The organism is Bradyrhizobium sediminis, from assembly GCF_018736085.1.
In the GTDB taxonomy this organism is placed as follows: domain Bacteria; phylum Pseudomonadota; class Alphaproteobacteria; order Rhizobiales; family Xanthobacteraceae; genus Bradyrhizobium; species Bradyrhizobium sediminis.
The window spans coordinates 1,413,270-1,435,649 of record NZ_CP076134.1 but is presented as its reverse complement, the minus strand read 5'-3'; the positions used below and the strand labels follow the sequence as shown (position 1 = coordinate 1,435,649).

The window sequence follows — 22,380 nt, the reverse complement described above, 5'->3', positions numbered from 1 at the left end:
ATTCGCGCGACCCGTTGGCTCCTCGCAATGACGAGAACGGTCGTCGGAATCTTGCCTCAGCGCGCTGTGCCGATCGAACGCAGCACGGCTTCGCTCGGCCAGCAGTCCACCTTGAGCCCGGCCGATTTCTGGTAGGCACCGAGCGCCGCGCGGGTCTTCATGCCCGCCTTGCCGTCCACCTTCTCGCCGTAGAGGCCGATGCGCGTGAGGTGACGCTGCATCGCCTCGACCGCTGATGTGCGCAGTTGGGTCGAGGCCGACCACGGCGTCGCGAATGGCTGCGAGCTCAGCATGCGATCGGCGAGGTGGCCGACGAACAGCACGTAGAGATCCGAAAAATTGTATTCCTTGATGACGAAGTAGTTTTTCGTGGTCAGGAACGCCGGGCCGTAGATGCCTTCGGGCTGCAGCAGCGAGGCCGGCTGCGCCTGCTCGGCGGCACTGAGCTTTTGTCCGCGCACCGGCACGAAGCCTTCGCGCAGCCATTCGCGGATCGGCTTCGTCACCTCGGGCACGCCCTGGGTACAGTCGGCGCCAGCCGGCGCGCGCACTTCGTAGGCCCAGCGGACACCCGGCTGCCAGCCTTTGTTGACGAGCTGCTGGGCGGCGGAGGCGAGCGCGTCCGGCACCGAATGCCAGATATCGACCCGGCCGTCGCCGTCGAGATCGACGCCGTGCTTGTAGAGCTCGGAGGGAAGGAATTGCGTCAGCCCGGTGGCGCCGGCCCAGGACGAGCGCAGATCCTTGCGCGTCACCACGCCCTCGCCGATCAGCTTCAACGCCAGGATGAACTCGCCGCGATACTGATCCTTGCGCCGGCCGACATAGGCCTGCGTCGCCAGCACGCGCAAACCGTCATAGGGCAGCGCGTAGCGTCCGTAATCAGTCTCGCGGCCCCAGATCGCCAGCACGATGGCGCCGGGCACACCGAAGCGCGTTTCGATCGCGCTGAGCGCGGCGCGGTGCTTCGCCATCAGCTTTTGCCCCTCCGCCGCCAGCCGCGCGATGCTCGATTCCTTCACATAGTCGGCCGGCACCTGCACGAACTCGGCCTGCGACGGCGCGCCGGTGGCGGGCCGTCCCGGCAGGATCAGATCCGGCAGTTTGTAATCCGGCGCGAGCCCGCGGGTCTCGGCGTCGAACGTCGCGCGCGGCACGCCTTGCGCCTGCGCTTCCGGCCACAGCGAGGCGATGAACCGGGTGAAGCCGGCATCGGCGGCGCGAGCGGAATGCGGCACGCCGATCATCACTGCAACTACCGTCAGAACAAGCGCGGCGAGTACGCCGTTGCGCAGAACCGGAACCCGATCGAATGCCATGTCGCCCATCAGTGCGAAGCGGAGTGCTTTGCTTCTCCGGTCGCAATATTCGACAGACGGTCAACATAGGCGATGCCGATCGCCGACAGGATGAAAACCGTGTGAATGATGGTCTGCCACATCACGCCGGTTTCGGTGTAGCCGGTCTTCCCCGACGCCAGTCCGCCGGCCTCGATGAAGGTTCGCAGCAGGTGGATCGACGAGATGCCGATGATCGCCATCGCGAGCTTGATCTTGAGCACGCTGGCGTTGACATGGCTGAGCCATTCCGGCTCGTCGGGATGACCTTGCAGGTTGAGACGGGAGACGAAGGTCTCGTAACCGCCGACGATCACCATCACCAGCAGGTTGGAAATCATCACCACGTCGATCAGGCCGAGCACCGCCAGCATGATCTGCTGCTCGCTGAAATCGAACGAGTGGGCGAACAGGTGCCACAACTCCTTCAGAAACAGCACCACGTAGACGCCCTGCGCGACGATCAGGCCGACATAGAGCGGCAATTGCAGCCAGCGGGAGCCGAAGATCAGCATCGGGATCGGACGTAACTCTATCCCCTTGCCTTTGGGCGGCAGGGGCGTTTCCGGCGTCATGGACATAGGGCGGGTCTTTCCGTGCGGGAATCAGTGTGCGGAATCGCGTTAACTCTAGCATTCGGATATGGCACATTCCGGACGTCCGGGGCCGAGCGGCCATTTGGCGCAGGCGGGGTGTGAGCGCAGATCAGGGTAGCGCTTCTTTGAAGCCATATTGCATCGATGCGCCTTTTTGTATATGTTGGACATATACACAATGATCAACTTCGACCGGATCGCCGGCTTCGACTGGGACGATGGCAACAGCCGAAAGAGCGCGGACAAACACGGCGTCGGCCAGGCCGAGGCGGAGCAGGTGTTTCTGAACACTCCGCTTCTGCTGCTACATGACCCCGAGCACAGCGCGACCGAACAGCGATACCATGCTTACGGAAAGACACATGCAGGTCGTCTTCTGCAGATCGCCTTCACATTGAGGCAGGACGCAACTCTGTTACGGATCATTTCAGTACGTCCGATGAGCGCGAAGGAGCGTACACGCTATGCCGAAGAAACTTAAACAAGTCCCCAAATTTGCCAACGAATCCCAGGAACGTTCTTTTTGGGAGTCGCACGATACTGCGGACTATTTTGACCTGAGCAAGGCCGCGCGGGTGCGCTTCCCAAACCTGAAGCCATCGACCACAGCCATCTCATTGCGACTGCCTGTGAGCCTGCTGGAGCAGATCAAGATCGCCGCCAACAAGCGCGACGTGCCGTATCAGTCACTGATCAAGATGTGGCTGGCGGAGAAGGTGGGATAATAACGCCTGCCAACCGGCCGCGCCGAGTCGGCCGAAGGACTTTGGCCGCGACAGCCAAATCAATACCTCCGTAACGCGCTGTCCCGTGCGCGGAACTTTCTCGATGGGTTCGGCGATATCAAACGTCGCCTCACCTCGTCAGCTTCTTGTACTTCAGCCGATGCGGGATGACGGAGTCCTGTCCCAGCCGGCGCATCTTGTCCTTCTCGTAGTCCTGGAAGTTGCCTTCGAACCACTCGACATGGCTGTCGCCCTCGAAGGCGAGCATGTGGGTGGCGATGCGGTCTAGGAACCAGCGGTCATGGCTGATGATCACGGCGCAGCCGGCGAAATCCTCCAGCGCCTCCTCCAGCGCGCGCAGCGTGTCGACGTCGAGATCGTTGGTCGGTTCGTCGAGCAGCAGCACGTTGGCGCCGGACTTCAGCATCTTGGCCAGATGCACGCGGTTGCGCTCGCCGCCCGACAGGGAACCCACCTTCTTCTGCTGATCGGCGCCCTTGAAGTTGAACGACGAGCAATAGCCGCGTGAATTGACTTCGCGCTTGCCGAGCAGGATCAGCTCATTGCCGCCGGAAATCTCCTCCCACACGCTCTTCTTGCCGTCGAGACTGTCGCGCGACTGGTCGACATAGCCGAGGTGCACGCTCTCGCCGATGGTGATGGTGCCCTTGTCCGGCTTGTCCTGTCCGGTGATCATCCGGAACAGCGTGGTCTTGCCGGCGCCGTTGGGGCCGATCACACCGACGATGCCGCCCGGCGGCAGCTTGAAGGTGAGGTTGTCGATCAAGAGGCGGTCGCCGAAGCCCTTGGTCAGCCCGTCGAAATCGATCACGTTCTGGCCGAGCCGCTCGGCCACCGGAATCGTGATCTGCGCGGTCTGGGTCTGCTTCTCGCTGGCCTGCTTCAGGAGTTCCTCGTAGCGCTGGTAGCGCGCCTTGGACTTGGCCTGGCGGGCCTTGGGCGAGGCCGCGATCCATTCCTTTTCGCGCTCCAGCGTGCGCTGGTGCGCGGCCTCCTCGCGGCCCTCCTGCGCGAGCCGTTTTTGTTTCTGCGACAGCCAGGCGGTGTAGTTGCCCTCGTAGGGAATGCCCTTGCCGCGGTCGAGCTCGAGGATCCAGCCCGTGACGTTGTCGAGGAAGTAGCGGTCATGGGTGACGATCAGGATGGCGCCGGGATAGTTGCGCAGATGGCCTTCCAGCCATGACACCGACTCGGCGTCGAGATGGTTGGTCGGTTCGTCCAGCAGCAGCAAATCGGGCTGGTCCAGCAACAGCCGGCACAGCGCGACACGGCGGCGCTCGCCGCCGGACAGCTTGCTGACGTCGGCATCGTCCGGCGGGCAGCGCAGCGCGTCCATCGCCTGATCGACCTTGCTGTCGAGATCCCAGAGCCCGGCGGCCTCGATCTGGTCCTGCAGCTTGGTCATCTCGTCGGCGGTCTCGTCGGAATAGTTCATCGCCAGCTCGTTGTAGCGATCGAGGATCGCCTTCTGCTTGGCGACACCCAGCATGACGTTTTCGCGCACGGATTTGGCGGGATCCAGCTGCGGTTCCTGTTCGAGGTAGCCGACCCGCGCGCCCTCGGCGACCCAGGCCTCACCCGAATATTCCTTGTCGAGGCCGGCCATGATCCGCAGCAGCGTCGATTTGCCGGAGCCGTTGACGCCGAGCACGCCGATCTTGGCGTCGGGATAGAACGACAGGTGGACGTTATCGAGCACCTTGCGGTTGGGGGGATAGGTCTTGGAAAGACCCTGCATGAAGTAGACGAACTGGCGCGCCATCGCGATCCTTGAAACCGTTGCATTTATCGGAAATTTGCTGCCGCTGATGTAGCGATGCAGCCCCGAAAGGGCAACCGCGCGCATGCGTTTTCCATCCCTTCACCACGGATGATTACGCGATAGATACCATGCTTGCGCCGGATCATGACAATTGAAACCTTCTTTTAACAAATCGGGCGAAAACTCGTTTTCGGCGCCCCAAAGGGGCTCTCTCGCGGCAAAAGCCGCGCACGAAAAACGGCGGGGCCCGCGTCATGGCAACCAGCAACTCAGCGTCCCTCTCCTCCCCGGCAGCCAGCCGCGACGGGCAGGCAAGCGCTCTCGCCGAAATCCGCGACTTCTGGCACCAGTTCTTCGCCCGGGCCTTCAACCCCTACCGGCCGGAACTGCACTATATGCGCGGCCCCGGCCCGGCCTGCCGCGCCAAGCAGAAGGCCTCGTCGCACCGCCACTCCAGCTGACCATCCCCGACCGCTGACACCGCGGCGCTGATCGGGCTGCGGCGCTTCCTGAACCGCGGGCGCTTTTGAGGCCGCGGGCGCTTTTGGGGCCGCGGGCGCTTGCACGCTGAAAGATTGCACGCGACCATGGCACCTCCCGGACGGCGCGCTTCCGCCCCGTCATCATCGCCATGAACGGACCTCCCATGACGCGGCTGCGCTGTGCAATTCTCGATGACTATCTCAATCTGGCCCTTGATATCGCGGACTGGTCGAAGGTCACAGATCGCGTCGACGTCACCGTATTCAACCAGCCCTTCGCCTCGCAGGAGGCCGCCGCCGCCGCGCTGAAGGATTTCGAGATCATCTGCGCGATGCGCGAACGCACGCCGTTTCCGCGGGCCCTGTTCGCGAGCCTGCCCAGGCTGAAACTCATGATCACCTCGGGCATGCGTAATGCCGCGCTCGATCTGGAGGCCGCCAAGGACCACGATGTGGTGCTGTGCGGGACGCAATGGGGCCGCGACCCCACCGCCCCCCTGACCATGGGGCTGATCCTGGAATTGACCCGCAATATCGGCCGCGAGAACGCCCGCATGCACGCCGGCGAGCCCTTGCAGAAATTCGTCGGCCTCGAGATCGAGGGCAAGACGCTTGGCGTCGTCGGCCTCGGCAAGCTAGGGGCCAAGGTTTCGAAACTCGCACAGGCGTTCGGCATGAACGTGATCGCCTGGAGCCCGAACCTGACGCCGGAGCGATGCAGGGAAGTCGGCGTCGGCTACGCCAGCAAGGAGGAATTGTTCGCCAGCGCCGACATCGTCACCATCCATGTGGTGCTGAGCCAGCGCTCGCGCGGGCTGGTGGGATCCGCCGATCTGGCGCGCATGAAGCCGACCGCCTTCATCGTCAACACCGCGCGCGGGCCGATCATCGACGAAGCCGCATTGCTGCAAACCCTGCAGCAGAAAAAGATCGCGGGTGCCGCGGTCGACGTGTTTTCGGTCGAGCCACTGCCGGTCGACCACCCCTTCCGCAAGCTCGACAATCTCGTGCTGACGCCGCATCTCGGTTACGTCACCGAGGAGACTTTTCGCGCCCATTACAGCCAGATGGTCGAAGGCATCGACGCCTGGTTCAAGGGCGAGCCGGTTCGAAGGCTGGCGTAGCCATCTGCCTCCGTCATTGCGAGGAGCCAACGGGTCGCGCGAATGCGCGCCCGATGACAGGCTCCGCGACGAAGCAATCCATTCTTCGCTTGTGGCCCCATGGATTGCTTCGCTTCGCTCGCAATGACGAAAAAAAGGCCCGCTTCGGCGGGCCTTTCTCGATAGCGGGTTTTCAATCCCTGTTACCGCACCGTCACCGGCGCGGGCAGCGGCGGCACCACGGTGGGCGCCATGCCGGGAACGGGAGCGTTCGACGCCTGCGCCGAGCCCGGCGCGGGCACCGGCTGTGCCGAAGCGGTTGCGGTTCCCGGCGGCGGGCCGCCCGGAAGCACCACCACGCGGGTGCCGACCTTGACGCGCTCGAACAGGTCGGAGACGTCCTCGTTCAGCATGCCGATGCAGCCCGAGGAGACGAACTTGCCGATCGTCGAGGGCTGGTTGGTGCCGTGGATGCGATAGACGGTGGAGCCGAGATACATCGCGCGCGCACCGAGCGGATTGCCCGGTCCGCCCGCCATGAAGCGCGGCAGATAAGGCTGGCGCTCGATCATCTCGGTCGGCGGATGCCAGTCCGGCCACTCGGCCTTGCGCGTGATTTTCTGCACGCCGGTCCAGGTAAAGCCGTCGCGGCCGACGCGGACGCCGTAGCGGACCGCGCGGCCGCCACCCAGGACGTAATAAAGGTAGGTGTTCGGGGTATCGACGACCAGCGTGCCCGCCGGCTCCTTGGTGACGAAAGGGACCTCCTGGCGGCGCAGGTTCGGCGGCAATTGCGCGGGTGCGACTTCAGGCTGTTCTTCCGGCGGCAGCGCGGACAACACCAGCGGCTTGCCGTCGGCCCCCTGGCTCTGCTGAGGCTGTACCGCCCCAGTGACGCCGGCCGGGGCGCCTACCGCTTCGGGCGGACGCAGGGTGTCGTTGCTGCGGTCTGAATAGGTCTGCTGCGGCGGACCGGCGGGGCGGTCCGAATAGATCACCGGCGGCGGTCCGGCCGGCCGGCCGTAGCGCGGATCGTCAGGCGACAGGATCGGGCCGGTGGGCGCGCCGCGGTCGGAATAAAGCGGCCGGGCAGGATCGGGGCGGCCATAGCGCGGATCGGCGGGCGAAAGCACCGGACCGGGGGGCAAGAGCGCCGTCGAACCCTGCGCATTCGGCGCGTCATCGTCCTCCAGCGCGTCGAAATCCGGCGCGCCCGGGAGGCGGCGCTCATCGACCACATAACCGCCGGGCGGATAGGGTGCCGGCGATGCCGAATAGACCGAGCCGGGGGCCTGCGAATAGCCCTGCGCCAAGGCAAGCGGGGATCCGAGCGAGGTTCCCGCTGCACCCGCCGCCAAGGCAGCACAAATCGTCAGAATGCGTTTGATCATCATCGTTCTTGTATAGTCCCCAAGCCGACACCGGACCGTTAACGGCAGATGGCGGAAGATAGCGGCGCATTCAAGACAAATCCGCGAAATCCGGCCCGATTCCGGCATTTTGTGATGGGCCTGGCGCGTCGTGGCAACGATGCCTCACCCCCGCCGAAATCGCCAACCGGCAGGGCCCCTGGGGTGCCGAGGCCGCTGATTTGTAACAAACGTGAACGGGACGGTTGCGGTATCCTGATATCAGCCTGATTCGCTCCGTGTTGGCGGTATTCTGCGCCGCGAAGCCGGCCAAACCTGTGGTGGTCACCGCGTTCCCGCTGGCTCAAGAGCCTTCCAGACCCCTGCGAAGGCGGAATGCTTCCATGCTCCCCGGCTTTCGTTTTCTGTTCGCCGCGATCGTGCTGACGATGTCGATATTGGTGTTCGGGCTCGGAGCAGCGGCCCTGCTCCGCGCCGCCCACGAGGAATTTGCCGCCAACCCCTCATGGCGCGTGCCCGAACCAAGGTTTGCCCAACAAGACGAGGCTCCCATTCCCGTACTGGCGATGCTGCGCCTTGAGCCGGACCCATCCGAGCAGAAGCCACCGGACGGCGTTGCGGCGGCAGCACCGGCCGAGCCCCCGGCGATCGCCACCGTCGCCACTGAGCCCGAGAAGGTCGCAGCGGTGAACCCGCAGGATTCCAGTCCGCCGCAGGCGGCGAAACCGGAAATCCCCGCGGCGGAAAACCCGGCGCAAGGCGCATCCGCGCCGGCCGAAGCGCCCGCCTCCGCTGACGAGACCGGGATCGCAACCGCGGCGCGGGCCTTGCCGCCGACGGATGAAACGCCGGTACCCGAACAGGCGGCCGCGGCGGAAACCGATGTCGCCGCGACGAAAATCGCCACGTTGGGCGATCAGCCCGTCACCATCGAGGCCGAGGCGTCGGCGAAGGCCGCCAGCGCCAAGCCGGACCCCAGCGTCGTCAAGAAAAGGCAGCAGGCCCGCCGGGCGGCCCAGCGCCGCCGGGCCGCGCAACGCGCGCGGCTGGCGCGACAGGTCGCGGCTCAACAACAGGCCGCCGATCCGTTCGCGCAGCCCACGACGAATGTCCGCAGCCGCTGAGGCTTCTTGATTATGCCGGATTATGCCGGATTATGCCGGACCGGTCGCGATCTGCGGGCCGTCCTCGGCACCCCATTCCGTCCACGAGCCGTCGTAGAGCGCCGGGTTCTCGACGCCGAGGCGGTACAGCGCCAGCGTCAGCACGGCCGCACTCACGCCGGAGCCGCAACTCGTCACGATCGGTGCGTCGAGCCTGATACCCGCGCCCAGAAACGCGGCCCGCAACTCGTCCAGCGATTTCATCGTACCGGTCGAGGCGTCGAATAGATTGTTGTAGGGCAGGTTCAGGCTGCCCGGGATGTGGCCGGAGCGAATGCCGGGTCGCGGCTCGGGTACCTTGCCCTGAAAACGTTCACTGGCCCGCGCATCGATCACCTGCTCGGCCCGGCTTGCGATATTGGCGATCATTTGCTGCAGGCTGCGCGTGCGCCGCGCGTCGAAACTTGCCTTGAACGTGCCTGGCTTCGGTGTCACCGGACCGCTCTCGACCTTGCGGCCTTCCGCGACCCATTTTTTCAGGCCGCCATCGAGCACGCGGACATTCCGATGGCCGAAGGAGAGCAACATCCACCACGCGCGGGGGGCCGCAACCCAGCCGCCTGCGTCGTAGACCACGACCGTGTCGTCATTGCCGATCCCGAGCGCTCCGACATCGCGGCCAAACTGTTCGGCGTCCGGAAACATGTGCGGCAGCGGATTTGAATGATCCGACACCGCGTCCACGTCGAAAAACGCGGCGCCCGGGATATGCGAGGCAAGGTAATCGTCGATCGGCAGCGGCATGACGCCCGGCATCTTGAACGATGCGTCGATAACCCTGACCTTGGGATCCCCGAGATGCGTCGCGAGCCAGTCGGTGGAGACAAGCGGATCGTGTGGCGATGTCATGTGATTTCCCGGCATCCCTATGAGCGTCATTGCCGGGCTTGACCCGGCAATCCATCACTCGAAGAAGATGGACCCGCGGGTCAAGCCCGCGGGTGACGACCTTTTAGCCCTTCGGCTTCTTCGGCTCGAACTTCTCGACCGGGCCGCCGGCGTCGCGCCAGGCGGCGAAACCGCCGGCGACATGCGCGACCGGCTTCAGTCCCATGTCCTGCGCGGTCTTGGCGGCCAGGGCCGAACGCAGGCCGCCGGCGCAATGGAAGATGAACTTCTTGTCTTCCTGGAAGATCGCCTTGGCATAGGGGCTCGCCGGATCGATCCAGAATTCCAGCATGCCGCGGGTGCAGGAGAATGCGCCCGGGATCCGGCCGTCGCGCTCGATCTCGCGGGGGTCGCGGATATCGACGATCACGACGCCGTCGTCCTGCGCGGCCTGGATCGCCTCCGCGGCGCTCAGAGTCTCGATCTCGGCATTGGCCTCGTCGATCAGCGCCTTGATGCCGGTGTGGATGTCCTGGGGCATTTGGTGGTCCTCCCGTCATTCCGGGGCAACGCAACGCGTTGAACCCGGATCTGGATCGAATTCTATTGCATCGGGATTCCGGGTTCGCGCTGACGCGCGCCCCGGAATGACGACGGTAACGTCTACCGCACCAGTTCCTTCATCGCGCCTTCGAGGCCCTCGATCGTGATCGGGAACATGCGCTCCGAAAACAGCCGGCGGATGATGGTGGTGGATTCCGAATAGTCCCAATGCTTCTGCGCCACCGGATTGAGCCAGACCGCGTGCGGATAGGTGCGGGTGATGCGATCGAGCCAGACCGATCCGGCTTCCTCGTTGACATGCTCGACCGAGCCACCGGGGACCATGATTTCGTAAGGCGACATCGAGGCGTCGCCAACGAACACCACCTTATAGTCGTGCGGATATTTATGCAGCACGTCCCAGGTCGGGGTGCGGTCGGTGAACCGCCGCTTGTTCTGCTTCCAGACGCCTTCATAGAGGCAGTTGTGGAAGTAGAAATATTCCATGTGCTTGAATTCGCTCTTCGCCGCCGAGAACAGCTCCTCGACCTGCTCGATATGCGAATCCATGGAGCCACCGATGTCGAAGAACACCAATACCTTGACCGCGTTGCGCCGCTCGGGGCGCATGTGCACGTCGAGATAGCCGTGGTTGGCGGTCTCCTTGATGGTGGTGTCGAGATCGAGTTCGTCGGGCGCGCCGGTGCGGGCGAATTTGCGCAACCGCCGCAGCGCGATCTTGATGTTGCGGATGCCGAGTTCGACGTTGCCGTCGAGATCCTTGAATTCGCGCTTGTCCCATACCTTGACCGCGCGATTGTTGCGGTTCTTTTCCTGGCCGATCCGCACGCCTTCCGGATTGTAGCCGTGGGCGCCGAACGGCGAGGTCCCGGCGGTGCCGATCCACTTGTTGCCGCCCTGGTGCCGGCCCTGCTGCTCCTTGAGGCGCTGGCGCAGCGTCTCCATGAGCTTGTCCCAGCCCATCGCCTCGATCTGCTTCTTCTCTTCCTCGGTGAGGTATTTTTCCGCGAGCTTCTTCAGCCATTCGGCGGGAATGTCCGCCTTCTCCATGGCGTCGAGCAGGCTTTCCAGCCCCTTGAACACGGTGCCGAACACGCGGTCGAACTTGTCGAGATTGCGCTCGTCCTTCACCAGCGCGGCGCGCGACAGATAATAGAAATTCTCCACCGTCTGCCCGGCGAGGTCGGCGTCGAGCGCCTCCATCAGCGTCAGATATTCACGCAAGGTCACCGGAACCTGGGCATCGCGCAGCGATGTGAAGAACTGCAAAAACATGGGTCACAGATTGCCCGGCGGGCGGTGGACGTCAAGGGGCTTCCGTGCATGGAAGAGGCCTAGACCTGCCGGGTTTTTCAACTAGAATTAAGCCAACAGGGCTTTTCAACGGGGCATCATAAATGACCATTTTGGCGGTACTCGTGATAGGCGCGATCGCCGGCTGGCTCGCCGGCCTGATCGTGCGCGGCGCCGGCTTCGGGCTGATCGGCAACATCGTGATCGGCATCATCGGCGCGTTCGTCGCAAGCTGGATATTGCCGCAACTCGGCGTCAGCCTCGGCGGCAGCGCGTTTCGCGATATCGTCAACGCCACCATCGGCGCGGTGATCGTGCTCGTCATCCTGTCGCTGGTCAGACGCGCCTGACACATCCCTTCACCCCGATAACGACCGCCGGAACGGCGGTCGTTTCCCGTTCAGACCGTGGCGCGCTGGTGCGCTCAAGAACAAACAACAAGGCAAGTGCTCGATGAAATTTACCGGTACCAAGGACTACGTCGCCACCGATGACCTCAAGGTCGCGGTCAACGCCTCGATCGTGCTCGAGCGCCCGCTGCTGGTGAAGGGCGAGCCCGGCACCGGCAAGACCGTGCTGGCTGAGGAAGTCGCCAAAGCGCTCGGCGCGCCGCTCCTGACCTGGCACATCAAGTCGACCACCAAGGCGCAGCAGGGCCTCTACGAATACGACGCGGTATCGCGCCTGCGCGACAGCCAGCTCGGCGACTCCAAGGTTTCCGACATCAGCAATTACATCAAGCGCGGCAAATTGTGGGAAGCCTTCACCCACGAGAAGCGCCCGGTGCTCTTGATCGACGAAATCGACAAGGCCGACATCGAATTCCCCAACGATCTCCTGCTCGAGCTCGATCGCATGGAATTCTTCGTCTACGAGACCGGCGAGAACATCAAGGCGTCGCTTCGTCCGATCGTGATGATCACCTCGAACAACGAGAAGGAACTGCCCGACGCGTTCCTGCGCCGCTGCTTCTTCCACTACATCAAGTTCCCCGACGCCGACACCATGGAGCGGATCGTCGACGTGCATTTCCCCGGCATCAAGAAGCGCCTGGTGGAAGAAGCGTTGCGGATCTTCTTCGAGGTGCGCGAGGTGCCCGGGCTGAAGAAGAAGCCATCGACCTCGGAGCTGTTGGACTGGCTGAAGCTGCTGCTCAACGAGGACATGACGCCGGAAATGCTCAGGGAGCGCGACCCGCGCAAGCTGATCCCGCCGCTGCACGGCGCGCTGTTGAAGAACGAGCAGGACGTGCATTTGTTCGAGCGGCTGGCGTTCCTGAGCCGGCGCGAGGTTTAGGCGGGAGCCCCGTCATTGCGAGGAGCAAAGCGACGAAGCAATTCACACTTTCATCGCGGCTATGGATTACTTCGCGGAGCCTGTCATCGGGCGCGCATTCGCGCGACCCGTTGGCTCGCAATGACGGTAAACCAGCTGCCGGCTGACTAGACGACCGCCGCTTCCGGCGCGGCCTTGCCGCGGATCATGTCCGAGGCCTTGTCGGCGATCATCAGGGTCGAGGCGTTGAGGTTGGCCGAGATCATCCGCGGCATGATCGAGGCGTCGACCACGCGCAGGCCCTGCAGCCCGTGCACGCGCAGCTGGTCGTCGACCACAGCCCATTTGGCATCGGCCGGTCCCATCCGGCAGGTGCAGCCGGGGTGGAACGTGGTGGTGCCGCGCTGTGTCGCCGCCGCCAGGAACTCATCGTCGGACTGCACGTTGGGTCCGGGAAAGTCTTCATAGGCGAAGTACGGCGCCAACGGCGCCGACCCGAGCAACCGCCGCGCCAGCTTCATGCCGGCAACCACGGTGCGGCGGTCGAGTTCCTCGACCAGGTAATTGGTCTGGATGATCGGCGGCTGAAAAGGATCGGCCGAACGGGCGCGGACATAGCCGCGGCTTTCCGGCCGCTGCTGCCAGGAGGCCACCGTCATGCCGGGCTCGTCCTCGAGCTGGCCCTGCACGCCCTCCTTGTAGCTCGCGGGCGTGAAGGTCAGTTGCAGGTCGGAGCTCTCGGTGCTCTCGCCGGAGTGCCAGAAGCAGTAGACCATGGTCGGCGACAACGACAGCAGGCCGCGCCGCGTGGTCGCCCATTTCAGCGCCTCCACCCACAGGCTCAAGCCCCGCCTGAGCTCGTTGATGGTTTTGATGTTCTTGACGCGGGCGACCGAACGCGGCGCGTAATGGTCCTGCAATCCCTCGCCGACCCCCGGCAGCGCGTGACGCACCTCGATGCCGAGCGAGCCCAGCAGTTCCGGCGAACCGACGCCGGACAATTGCAGGAGTTGCGGCGAATTATAGGTGCCGCCGGCGAGGATGACTTCCTTGCTGGCGCGCACTTCGACCGGGGTGCCGTTCCTGCCGCCCTTGATGTAGCGCACGCCGACCGCGCGCTTGCCCTCGAAGATGATGTTGGTCGCATGCGCGTGCGTGCGCACATGGACGTTCGGCCGTTTCCGCGCCGGGTGCAGGAACGCGGTCGCCGCGCTGACGCGCAGGCCGTTCTGGATGGTGCGCTGGGCGTAGGAGACGCCCTCCTGGATCGCGCCGTTGTAATCGGGATTTCTCGGAATGCCGAGGCTCATGGCGCCGGCCATGAAGGCCTCGCAGAGCGGATCGCGCCAGTCCATGGTGGTGACGGTGAGCGCGCCGTCGCGCCCGCGATAGGTGTCATCGCCCTCGCCGACCCGCCGCTCCAGCCGCTTGAAGTAAGGCAGCACGTCCGGATAGCCCCAGCCGCGATTGCCGAGTTGGGCCCAGGTGTCGAAATCCTGGCGCTGGCCGCGGTTGTAGATGTGGCCGTTGATCGAGGAGGAGCCGCCGAGGGTCTTGCCGCGCGGCGCGTAGATGCTGCGGCCGCCGGTCCACGGCCCCGGTTCCTGCTGGTAGGCCCAGTTGATGCTCTTCATATGGAAGGTCTTGATGAAGCCGGCCGGCAAGTGGATATACGGATGCCAGTCGCTGGGACCTGCCTCGAGCACGCAGAGGCTGGTGCCGGCATCCTCGCTCAGCCGGTTGGCGAGCACCGAGCCGGCAGAGCCCGCGCCTATAATCACGTAGTCGAATGTATCGGTCATCGTGGCTCCGGCGGTACGCTACCGCGCCTTTTCATGAAGTTGATAGGTCAGATGCACCTTCACCGTCGGCCATTCGCTGGCGATGATGCTGTAGACTACGGTGTCGCGCAGCGTGCCGTTCGAGGCGATCTGATGGTTGCGCAGGATGCCGTCCTGTTTGGCGCCCAGCCGCTCGATGCCGCGCCGGCTCTGATGATTGAAGAAATGGGTGCGGAATTCGACCGCGATGCAATCGCGCTGTTCGAAGGCGTGGGCGAGCAGCAGCAATTTGCACTGGGTATTGAGCGCGCTGCGCTGCACGCGCCTGGCGTACCAGGTCGAGCCGATCTCGACCCGCCGGTTCGGCGCGTCGACATTCATATAGGTCGTCATGCCCGCGATCTTGCCGTCGGCATCGAACACCGTCCATGGCAGCATCGACCCCGCCGCCTGCAGGGAAAGCCGGCGGTCGATCTCCTTGCGCATGTCTTCGGCCTTGGGGACGAAGGTGTACCAGAGCTTCCACAGCTCGCCGTCCTTCACCGCCTCGGTCAGCCCGTCGCAATGATCTGGCGACAGCGGCTCCAGCCGCGCATACTGGCCGCGCAGGGTTATCGGTTCAAGCCAGGGCATTCAGTACTCCGTTTCCCGTGCCGTCATTCCGGGATGGTGCGCTAGCACCAGACCCGGAATCTCGAGATTCCGGGTTCGATGCTTCGCATCGCCCCGGAATGACGATTGCGTTTTTCGAAATCGTCACTTGTTCAAGAAATTCAGCGGCAGGCCGGGCCGCGCCCAGTCCATCGCGATCAGTTCGCCCCTGCCTGACAGCGTGATGTAGGCGGTCTTCAGTTCGGGGCCGCCGAAGGCGATGTTGGTGGTAACGCGGTCGCCGGTCGGCACCTGCTCGACGAGAGTGCCGTCAGGCGCGATCACCGAGATGCAGCCGGAGACAAGGGTGGCGACGCAAACATTGCCGGAAGCTTCCACCGCCAGCGAGTCGAACATCTGGTAGCCGCCGAGCCCCGCGATCGGCCTGCCACGCTCGCCGCGATAGATCGGGTCGCGCGGCTTCACCGTGCCGGGCGCCGAAAGATCGAACGCCCACAGCCGCGCCGTCGGCGTCTCCGCGATATAGACCGTGTTTTCATCAGGCGACAGCCCGATGCCGTTGGCGGGCAGCATGCCATGCACGCCCTCGACGATCTCCTTCATGCCGGGCTTGATGTAGTAGAACGCGCCGACATCCATGTCGCGGGCGCGTCGCTTGCCGAGATCGGAAAACCAGAGCCCGCCATGCTTGTCGAACACCAGGTCGTTCGGCCCCCGCAGCGGATGCTCGCCGCATTTATCGACGACCGTCTCGACCTTGCCGCTCTGCATATCGACGCGCTGGATCGAGCCGCCGAGATAGTCGTCGGGCTGCGGCCCCGGCATGATCAGGTTGCGCGTCGGGATCCAGCTGAAGCCGCCATTGTTGCAGACATACATCTTGCCGTCGGGGCCGAGCGCTGCGCCATTGGGCCCGCCCGGAATCTCGGCGACCACCTCCTTGCGGCCGTCTGGCCAGACCCGGGTCAGCCGCCGGCCGCGGATTTCGACCAGCACCACCGAGCCGTCCGGCATCGCGACCGGCCCTTCGGGAAATTCGAGGCCGGTGGCGAGAACGCGAACATTGGACATGAAATCCCCCGCTTTTTTGGCTGCAGGCGGATTCCAGGCTTCTTCCGCACGCGCAACGATTTCGTTGCGCCATGTTATGGCAAAGTCGATATCGCTTGCCAAGCAATGTCGGGACATGCAGCCGCGCAGGGCAGCGTTGCGTGCAAGCCTATCGGGCGACCGGTATCCATATCTCGAGCCCGCCATTGCCGGTCAGCGGATCGAACTTCTCGTCATAACGCTCGAAGTTGGGCGCATCGGCGGCCCTCAGGCCGGACGACGGCAGCCAGTGATTCCAGATCGTGTTGACGGTGCGGCGAATGGTCGAGATGTGCTCGCGGTGGGAAAACACCGCATATCTCTGTTCGGGGATACGGACCCTTGCGAGTTCGCGCGGCAGGTCGGAAAAGTCGGAGACTTCGACGCCGGCGATGTAGTCGAAATTGCCGGCATCGTCGGCGTTGCAGCAGACGCCGTAGGCCACCTTGCCGAGCCGGCCGGGAATGCGGTCGACGGATTGGTGAAAGCGCTGCCATTGGCCGGGAATCGCGGCGCCGCTTTCGCAGGTGTAGCGCTCGCCGATGCCGGCGACGAGGAACGGCTTGCCGGCTTCGAAGCGCGGCGCTTGAAGGTTGTCGATGACGGTCGAATCCATGACGATCGGCTCCTGAAGCTTGAGGCGGTCAAGGCACGTCGAGCCGCGGACCGTTTCGGGCGTGACCCCGAAATGGTCGCGGAACGCGCGGGTGAACGCTTCGTGAGAGCCGTAATCCGCCTCCAGCGCCAGGTTGAGGATATCGGGCGCGCCATTTGCGAGCGCCCGCGCCGCTTCCGTGAGCCGTCGCGCGCGCACGTAGCGCATGACCGACAGCCCCGTCGCGGCGCCGAACGCGCGGACCATATGGAAGCGCGAGATGCCGCCGATCGCGGCGATCCCGTCGAGCGTGAGTTCGCCGGCAAGATGGCTTTCGATAAACCACAGCGCCTTCTGGGCGGGATTCATGGAGTACGGCCCTCATTCGAAGCGCCCGCATCATGATCGATTTGCAGACGCTGCATTTGACAGTCCTTGCTCTCGGTCGCTTGTCCGCGAAACGGGAAAACCGGCTTCCTCCGCATTGCGGAAACATCAGGTGCGCCGAAATTACTTCGCGCCATCCTTGCCCGCCGGCGCGTCGGCCTTCTTCTTCGAATCCTCGGCCGCCTTCTGCTGCGCCGCCTGCAGATCGTCGACGGTCTTCTGCAACGAGGCGAGCGCGCCTTTCAGCGCCTCGATCTGGCGGCTGGCGGCGTCGAGCTTCTGCCGATGATCGGCGCCGAGTTTCGTGATCGTCTTCATCAGGAAGTCGACGTTGCTCTGCAGGCAACTAGTGCGCCGCTCCATGGTCTTTTCGACGGTGCAGATTTCGATGCCGGGAACGTCCTGGGCCCGCGCGTTCCCGCGCATCGCGAGACCGGACGCCAAAACCACCGACGCGACGAGAACGATGCGGCCGATCATCAAAATCCCCATTCAAAAGGCGCCCGTCGCGGTCAATTTGTTGCGAGTTGGCGCAAGACGCCGAACGTTATCATACTGAAACCTCATTCGCGCGTTGAGGTTTGCTGCGTTAAAGGCCTGGACCGGGGAACGGCGCTCAGGGCGCGGGAACCCAAACCGCGGCACCTCGCGCCGCGCTGAAGGAGAGATACGAAATGGCGACGCGCGAACGACGGCTGGCCGAATTCAATGGCAACGGTGAACCGCCGCCGGATCAACCGGTTCAGGTACTTTGCGAGGATCACAGCGGCACGTACCAACTGCCGTTCGCCTGCCGCTTCATCGATGGCGAATGGAAGAATAACGAATCCGGCGGCACCGTCGAGGCGACGGTGGTCGGCTGGCGCCTGCCGGCTCCCGGCGTTCGCACCCGGCCTTGAGACCGGTCTTTGTGCCAAAATGCAACGGGAGCCGGCGGCATCTTAAGGTTCGGAACGCGGACGGAACGAATCGCGCCCGAATCAGCGGTTGGGCTCTGTACTCCCCTGTTCACGGCTAGATATCGGTGCCGGCAGGATCCAGCGCACCACATGCAGGACAGCCACGATCGGCCGCAGCCAGCGGCCGACAACAAAGGTTAATTCCTCCGGGGACGACATGGCAGTTACTTCCAGGGCGTCGCCGGCGGCACCCTGTCGGTGGCCGGCGGCATGTCGACGGTCTTGAAGTCCGCCGGGCTGACGATTTCGAGATACTCCATGTCCGGCGAGTAATCGTAGAGGTAGTGCACGATGCCCGGCCGCTGATGCACGACGTCGCCGGCCTGCACCAGCGTCGGCTTGTCCTCATACATGAAGCGCGCCCAGCCCTTGGTCATGATGACGATCTGGAAATCGCAATCGTGGCGATGCGCCCCCTCGGTGTCGGCGCTCGCGGCCGCCGCGATCATGTCGGAGGACAATCACCTCGCCCGCCCGGCGACTCTGACGCTGATGACCGGTCCCATCGACACCCGCATTCAGCCGACCAAGGTCAACGAATTCGCCAGGAGCAAGCCGATCAAATGGTTCGAGGAGAACCTGATCAATTGCGTGCCCGTTCAATGCAAGGGCGCGTTCCGGCAGGTCTATCCCGGCTTTGTGCAACTCACCGCCTTCGTGTCAATGAACCTCGAGCGCCACATCAAGTCGCACATCGATCTGGCGCAGCATCTGGCCAAGGGCGAAAAGGAGAAGGCCGAGATCATCAAGACCTTCTACGACGAATATTTCGCGGTCATGGACCTGCCGGCCGAATTCTACATCGAAACGGTGCGCGATGTGTTTCAGGAACATCTGCTGCCGCAAGGCAAGCTGATGCATCGCGGCCGGCCGGTGAACCCCGCCTCGATCAGGCGCATGGGACTGATGACGATCGAGGGCGAGAAGGACGACATCTGCTCGATCGGCCAGACGCTGGCGGCCCAGGACCTCTGCACCGGCGTGCGCGCCTATCGCAAGGTGCATCACATGCAGGCCGGCGTCGGCCATTACGGCGTGTTCTCGGGCAAGCGCTGGAACAACGAAATCTATCCGCTGCTGCGGGATTTCGTGCACGTCAATTCGTGAGCTGAAGAAGGGTTCGTCATTCCGGGCCGCGCGCAAAACGCGCGAATCTCAGATGTGCAATTGCACATCGGGGAATCTCGCGGAAAGCAGGTTCTCAGGTCACTTCGAGATTCCGGATCGGCCCGCGCCACGGACCGTCCGGAATGATGGAGATTACTTTGGGCAATTGCCGCGCTCAACGCAGTCGCGCTGCTTGCCCCCGCCCCACTTTTTCTTCTGCTCATCCGTCGACTGGGCAAAAGCCTGGGACAAAGTCAACCCGATGAACGCCGTGAATACAAACAGACTGATTACCTTGCGCACGATGTTTTCTCCCTGATTTTGTTATACCGCCGACATTACTTTCTTTTCCACGATCTCAAAGCTCCAAATCGGCCCGGTTGTGCTTTTGATCCAACGAAGCGTCGCGTCGATGCACATCGCGGACCCGCAGGCATCGCCGTCGTCGACGCAACTCTTCGAATCTCAGGTCTCACTTCATTCGAGCCGCGGTACGGATACAGGCGTCGCGCAATGCTTGAGCTCGGCCGTTCGCCTCGAACCGCGCCCTGACAGCGGCGGCTGTTTCTGGAAGAGCCTCGGCCGGCGTACCCGATCGAAAGGGCGGCTCAGGTGCATACTGCATCGCTAGCTGCACCGAACGGGCGAAGGGCTCGCCAGCGATGCGCGCCGCCATGACCAGACCGAAGTCGACGCCAGCGGTCACGCCGCCTCCAGTCGCTCGATTGCGATCAAAAACGTACCGCGCGTCCGATGGCGTCGCGCCGTAGAGCTCCAACTGATCCAGAAAAAACCAGTGTGTCGCTGCGCGATATCCCTTCAGAAGCCCTGCTGCGCCTAGCAAGACCGCGCCGGTGCATACGCTGGTCACCCATTTCGCCTTTTCACCCCGCGAAGCCAGGAAATGGATTGTTTCATCGTCATCCAGGAGGGCGAACGTCGGGTCGAGCCCACCCGGCGCGAACAGGATGTCGGGATCCTCCCATGCATTGGAAAAACCTACCGTGGCGTTGACCGATAGGCCTGCGTCGGTCGGAATGTCTCCCGGCGCCTTCCAGGCAAATTGCAGCTCTGCATTGGGCAATCGGGCCCAAGTCTGAAGGGGGCCGATCAGGTCAAGTAGCGTCATCCCCGGATATACGAGCATCTGAATTCTCATCGCTGGCCTCTATGTCTGATTGTCCGGAATCCGAACTGCCACTCGCAGCGAGTAAGCAAGATTGATCAATCGGCACTTGGCGGCTATGATAAATATATGGGTGAAACTGCCAAACCGCGGCGCGTTGTCATCGCGCTCTATGAAGATATTCAGCTCCTCGATGCGGCGGGTCCCGCCGACGTGCTCGTACAGGCCGATCGGCGGGCGGGTGGCGGCACTTACGAGGTGATGTTCGTCGCGTCGCAACCCACCGTGCGCACATCTGCGGGGCTGGTATTGAATGCAAAGCCGTTGCCCAGCGCCCGCCGGACCGTTCACACCCTGATTGTGCCCGGCGCCCGAGACGACGCGATGCGCGCCGCGATGGCCGACACCGTACTCATGGACTGGATGTCTAAAGCGGCTGACACGGCGACGCGTGTCGTCTCAATCTGCACCGGGGCTTTCCTGCTTGGCGAACTCGGTTTGCTCAACGGCCACCGTGCGACCACCCACTGGGGTTGGCTCGATAGGCTGGCGGAGAAATTTCCGAAGGCCCGTGTTGAGCGCGAGGCGCTCTTCGTCGAAGACGGACGCCTGTGGACATCGGCCGGCGCGGCCTCCGGAATAGACCTGGCGTTGGCTCTCGTGGCCCGCGACCTTGGGCACGACATGGCCTTACTCGTGGCGCGAGGTCTCGTTTTGCATCTCGTGCGGCCGGGCGGGCAGTCGCAGTTTGCAGCGCCGCTGTCGCTTCAAGCCAGCGCCGGGCCCGATCTCGGCAGGCTCATTTCATGGCTGAGTGAGCGGCGGCACCGTGAAACGACGGTAGCTGAGATGGCGACGGCGATCGGGATGAGCGAGCGCAGTTTCTACCGCCGGTGTTTCGCGGCGTTCGGAATGGCTCCGGCAAAGCTCCTGAACGAGCTGCGGATGGATCATGCACGAGCTCTGCTAAGAAATAATTCGATACCCGTGAAAACGGTGGCGGCTCGCTGCGGCTTTGGTGACGCCGCAGCGTTTTCAACAGCTTTTGCCCGACGATTTGGCGCCTCACCGACCGTGTATCGTCGCGCTTTCGCAATCATGACGGATCAGTAGTCGCGCCGTTCCTGAGCAGGTCATGGGGCGCCGGTCCATGATTTGGCGGATTGACCCAGCTATTTGTCATACCCGCCACGATCCGTTCGCACCATTCTCTCGGCGGCGCTGACCCAGTCGGTGGCTGAGCGCAAATTGCCAATCCAATTCCGGGCCATGATCGATGCAGCCTCAATCGCCCAAGCGCGGTGTCCCTTTAGCGATCGACGACTACGACCAGCAGTATGATGTGTTTATCGCCGCGCCTGACATTCGGCAGGTCATTGCCCGCGGCGCGGACATATCCGCGGTCGTTCGTACGAAGCTCAATGGCCGCCTGGATGTGGCTTATGGGGATGCTGACAAGGAGCGCCTCGACTTCTTTCCGGCGCCGGACGCACGGGCGCCTCTCGTCATGTTTATTCATGGGGGCTACTGGCACGCCCTCGACAAGTCGCAATATTCCTATCTCGCGCCGGCCATGGTCGATGCCGGCCTGAACGTCGCGGTCTTGAACTACCCGCTCCTCCCGAACGTTGCGCTGGACGAGGTCGTGGACAGCGTACGCCGAGCGGCCGTGTGGTTGTGGCGGGAAGCGGCAAGTCTCGGTTTTGACCGTGATCGTGTGTTCGCCGCCGGCCATTCGGCGGGCGGGCACCTCACCGCGATGCTGCTGGCGACCCGGTGGGCGGAGCTGGGGGACGGCCTTCCGGAGAGTCTCGTGAAAGGCGGCGTCTCGGTTTCGGGCCTTCACGATCTGGAGCCGCTCGCCAAGGCTCCATTCATAAAGGACATTCTGCGGCTAGGTGCGGCCGATGTCGCAAGACTAAGCCCGGTTCGTTTTCGCCCCAACGTCGGGGTGAGGCTGGTGACGGCGGTCGGAGAGTTCGAGACCTCGGAATTTCACCGCCAGACGGCGCTGCTCGGCGAAGGATGGCCCGAGGTGCTCACCGAGCAGATTGTCGTTTCCCACCGCAATCATGCCGACGTGATCGAGGACATGGGCGTCCCGGGGAGCGTGCTGTTCCGCGCGCTCTTGCGGCTGGTTTCCGCACCAGAGTTCAGCGCGTAAGCGTAACGCCAACTGCAATCAAGACTTTATTCGGAAAGGAG

General features: G+C 63.6%; 24 protein-coding genes and 2 pseudogenes. 11 read left to right on the top strand and 15 right to left on the bottom strand.

The genetic code is table 11. From position 1 onward, the window contains the following. Nucleotides 1-56: 56 nt before the first annotated feature. Both KMZ29_RS06835 and KMZ29_RS06830 read right to left on the bottom strand, forming a co-directional pair. Entirely contained in the window at nt 57-1,247 is a 1,191-nt protein-coding gene (locus KMZ29_RS06835) for a lytic murein transglycosylase (RefSeq protein ID WP_215624173.1), read from the bottom strand. Nucleotides 1,248-1,327: 80 nt separating this feature from the next. Beyond that, nucleotides 1,328-1,918, bottom strand: a complete 591-nt coding sequence (locus tag KMZ29_RS06830) for a TIGR00645 family protein (RefSeq protein WP_215623008.1) — start codon at nt 1,916-1,918, stop codon at nt 1,328-1,330. Between the two features lie 193 nt (nt 1,919-2,111). On the opposite strand from KMZ29_RS06830, the gene KMZ29_RS06825 reads away from it, so the two are divergent. Then, on the top strand, nt 2,112-2,414 hold the full coding sequence (locus KMZ29_RS06825; RefSeq protein WP_215623007.1) for a BrnT family toxin: 303 nt from the start codon (nt 2,112-2,114) through the stop codon (nt 2,412-2,414). Next, entirely contained in the window at nt 2,398-2,658 is a 261-nt protein-coding gene (locus KMZ29_RS06820) for a BrnA antitoxin family protein (RefSeq protein WP_215623006.1), read from the top strand. The genes KMZ29_RS06825 and KMZ29_RS06820 overlap by 17 nt, the downstream gene beginning before the upstream one ends. A gap of 130 nt (nt 2,659-2,788) precedes the next feature. Here KMZ29_RS06820 and ettA read toward each other — a convergent pair whose 3' ends face one another. Next, the gene (ettA, locus tag KMZ29_RS06815; protein ID WP_215624172.1) at nt 2,789-4,441 is read right to left on the bottom strand and encodes an energy-dependent translational throttle protein EttA; all 1,653 of its coding nucleotides are present in this window, start codon (nt 4,439-4,441) and stop codon (nt 2,789-2,791) included. A 254-nt stretch (nt 4,442-4,695) separates the two neighbouring features. On the opposite strand from ettA, the gene KMZ29_RS06810 reads away from it, so the two are divergent. Further along, entirely contained in the window at nt 4,696-4,902 is a 207-nt protein-coding gene (locus KMZ29_RS06810; protein ID WP_215623005.1) for a hypothetical protein, read from the top strand. Between the two features lie 185 nt (nt 4,903-5,087). Further along, nucleotides 5,088-6,047 (top strand): D-2-hydroxyacid dehydrogenase family protein, encoded by a 960-nt coding sequence (locus tag KMZ29_RS06805; protein ID WP_215624171.1) that lies wholly within the window; start codon nt 5,088-5,090, stop codon nt 6,045-6,047. Between the two features lie 182 nt (nt 6,048-6,229). Here the strand turns inward: KMZ29_RS06805 and KMZ29_RS06800 are convergent, their stop codons facing one another. Beyond that, nucleotides 6,230-7,420: a L,D-transpeptidase family protein gene (locus tag KMZ29_RS06800; RefSeq protein WP_215623004.1), complete on the bottom strand. Its 1,191-nt coding sequence runs from the start codon at nt 7,418-7,420 to the stop codon at nt 6,230-6,232. Between the two features lie 359 nt (nt 7,421-7,779). Between KMZ29_RS06800 and KMZ29_RS06795 the strand changes: the two genes are divergently transcribed. Further along, the gene (locus tag KMZ29_RS06795) at nt 7,780-8,520 is read left to right on the top strand and encodes a hypothetical protein (RefSeq protein WP_215623003.1); all 741 of its coding nucleotides are present in this window, start codon (nt 7,780-7,782) and stop codon (nt 8,518-8,520) included. A gap of 30 nt (nt 8,521-8,550) precedes the next feature. Here the strand turns inward: KMZ29_RS06795 and sseA are convergent, their stop codons facing one another. The 3 genes from sseA to KMZ29_RS06780 all read right to left on the bottom strand — a co-directional run bounded on the left by sseA (nt 8,551) and on the right by KMZ29_RS06780 (nt 11,226). After that, on the bottom strand, nt 8,551-9,408 hold the full coding sequence (sseA, locus tag KMZ29_RS06790) for a 3-mercaptopyruvate sulfurtransferase (RefSeq protein ID WP_215623002.1): 858 nt from the start codon (nt 9,406-9,408) through the stop codon (nt 8,551-8,553). 103 nt (nt 9,409-9,511) lie between these two features. Continuing rightward, nucleotides 9,512-9,928 (bottom strand): rhodanese-like domain-containing protein, encoded by a 417-nt coding sequence (locus tag KMZ29_RS06785; protein ID WP_215623001.1) that lies wholly within the window; start codon nt 9,926-9,928, stop codon nt 9,512-9,514. Nucleotides 9,929-10,050: 122 nt separating this feature from the next. After that, nucleotides 10,051-11,226 carry a vWA domain-containing protein gene (locus tag KMZ29_RS06780; RefSeq protein ID WP_215605301.1) on the bottom strand — a complete coding sequence of 392 codons (1,176 nt, stop codon included), beginning with the start codon at nt 11,224-11,226 and terminating at the stop codon, nt 10,051-10,053. A gap of 122 nt (nt 11,227-11,348) precedes the next feature. On the opposite strand from KMZ29_RS06780, the gene KMZ29_RS06775 reads away from it, so the two are divergent. Beyond that, the gene (locus KMZ29_RS06775; protein ID WP_215605300.1) at nt 11,349-11,594 is read left to right on the top strand and encodes a GlsB/YeaQ/YmgE family stress response membrane protein; all 246 of its coding nucleotides are present in this window, start codon (nt 11,349-11,351) and stop codon (nt 11,592-11,594) included. Between the two features lie 103 nt (nt 11,595-11,697). Beyond that, entirely contained in the window at nt 11,698-12,540 is an 843-nt protein-coding gene (locus KMZ29_RS06770) for an AAA family ATPase (protein WP_215605299.1), read from the top strand. Between the two features lie 146 nt (nt 12,541-12,686). On the opposite strand, the gene KMZ29_RS06765 is transcribed toward KMZ29_RS06770, so the two are convergent. The 5 genes from KMZ29_RS06765 to KMZ29_RS06745 form a co-directional block, all read right to left on the bottom strand. Beyond that, nucleotides 12,687-14,321, bottom strand: coding sequence for a GMC family oxidoreductase (locus KMZ29_RS06765; protein ID WP_215623000.1), 1,635 nt, complete (start codon nt 14,319-14,321; stop codon nt 12,687-12,689). 18 nt (nt 14,322-14,339) lie between these two features. Next, the gene (locus tag KMZ29_RS06760; protein WP_215622999.1) at nt 14,340-14,933 is read right to left on the bottom strand and encodes a GNAT family N-acetyltransferase; all 594 of its coding nucleotides are present in this window, start codon (nt 14,931-14,933) and stop codon (nt 14,340-14,342) included. A gap of 123 nt (nt 14,934-15,056) precedes the next feature. Beyond that, nucleotides 15,057-15,983, bottom strand: coding sequence for an SMP-30/gluconolactonase/LRE family protein (locus KMZ29_RS06755; protein ID WP_215622998.1), 927 nt, complete (start codon nt 15,981-15,983; stop codon nt 15,057-15,059). A gap of 148 nt (nt 15,984-16,131) precedes the next feature. Next, entirely contained in the window at nt 16,132-16,965 is an 834-nt protein-coding gene (locus KMZ29_RS06750) for an AraC family transcriptional regulator (RefSeq protein ID WP_215622997.1), read from the bottom strand. Between the two features lie 141 nt (nt 16,966-17,106). After that, nucleotides 17,107-17,409, bottom strand: coding sequence for a hypothetical protein (locus tag KMZ29_RS06745; protein ID WP_249779927.1), 303 nt, complete (start codon nt 17,407-17,409; stop codon nt 17,107-17,109). 248 nt (nt 17,410-17,657) lie between these two features. On the opposite strand from KMZ29_RS06745, the gene KMZ29_RS06740 reads away from it, so the two are divergent. Further along, nucleotides 17,658-17,882, top strand: a complete 225-nt coding sequence (locus tag KMZ29_RS06740) for a hypothetical protein (RefSeq protein ID WP_215622995.1) — start codon at nt 17,658-17,660, stop codon at nt 17,880-17,882. A 224-nt stretch (nt 17,883-18,106) separates the two neighbouring features. Here KMZ29_RS06740 and KMZ29_RS06735 read toward each other — a convergent pair. Continuing rightward, nucleotides 18,107-18,367: pseudogene (locus KMZ29_RS06735) on the bottom strand (AraC family ligand binding domain-containing protein); the annotation flags it as partial. Between KMZ29_RS06735 and phaZ the strand changes: the two are divergent. Then, nucleotides 18,351-19,049: pseudogene (gene phaZ / locus KMZ29_RS06730) on the top strand (polyhydroxyalkanoate depolymerase); the annotation flags it as partial. The pseudogenes KMZ29_RS06735 and phaZ overlap by 17 nt on opposite strands. A 153-nt stretch (nt 19,050-19,202) precedes the next feature. Here phaZ and KMZ29_RS06725 read toward each other — a convergent pair. Both KMZ29_RS06725 and KMZ29_RS06720 read right to left on the bottom strand, forming a co-directional pair. Beyond that, nucleotides 19,203-19,352, bottom strand: a complete 150-nt coding sequence (locus tag KMZ29_RS06725) for a hypothetical protein (RefSeq protein WP_215622994.1) — start codon at nt 19,350-19,352, stop codon at nt 19,203-19,205. Nucleotides 19,353-19,521: 169 nt separating this feature from the next. Next, the gene (locus KMZ29_RS06720; protein WP_215622993.1) at nt 19,522-20,208 is read right to left on the bottom strand and encodes a DJ-1/PfpI family protein; all 687 of its coding nucleotides are present in this window, start codon (nt 20,206-20,208) and stop codon (nt 19,522-19,524) included. 96 nt (nt 20,209-20,304) lie between these two features. Here KMZ29_RS06720 and KMZ29_RS06715 point away from each other — a divergent pair, with 96 nt between their 5' ends. Further along, entirely contained in the window at nt 20,305-21,288 is a 984-nt protein-coding gene (locus tag KMZ29_RS06715; protein ID WP_215622992.1) for a GlxA family transcriptional regulator, read from the top strand. A gap of 163 nt (nt 21,289-21,451) precedes the next feature. Next, entirely contained in the window at nt 21,452-22,339 is an 888-nt protein-coding gene (locus KMZ29_RS06710) for an alpha/beta hydrolase (RefSeq protein WP_215622991.1), read from the top strand. Nucleotides 22,340-22,380: the final 41 nt, after the last annotated feature.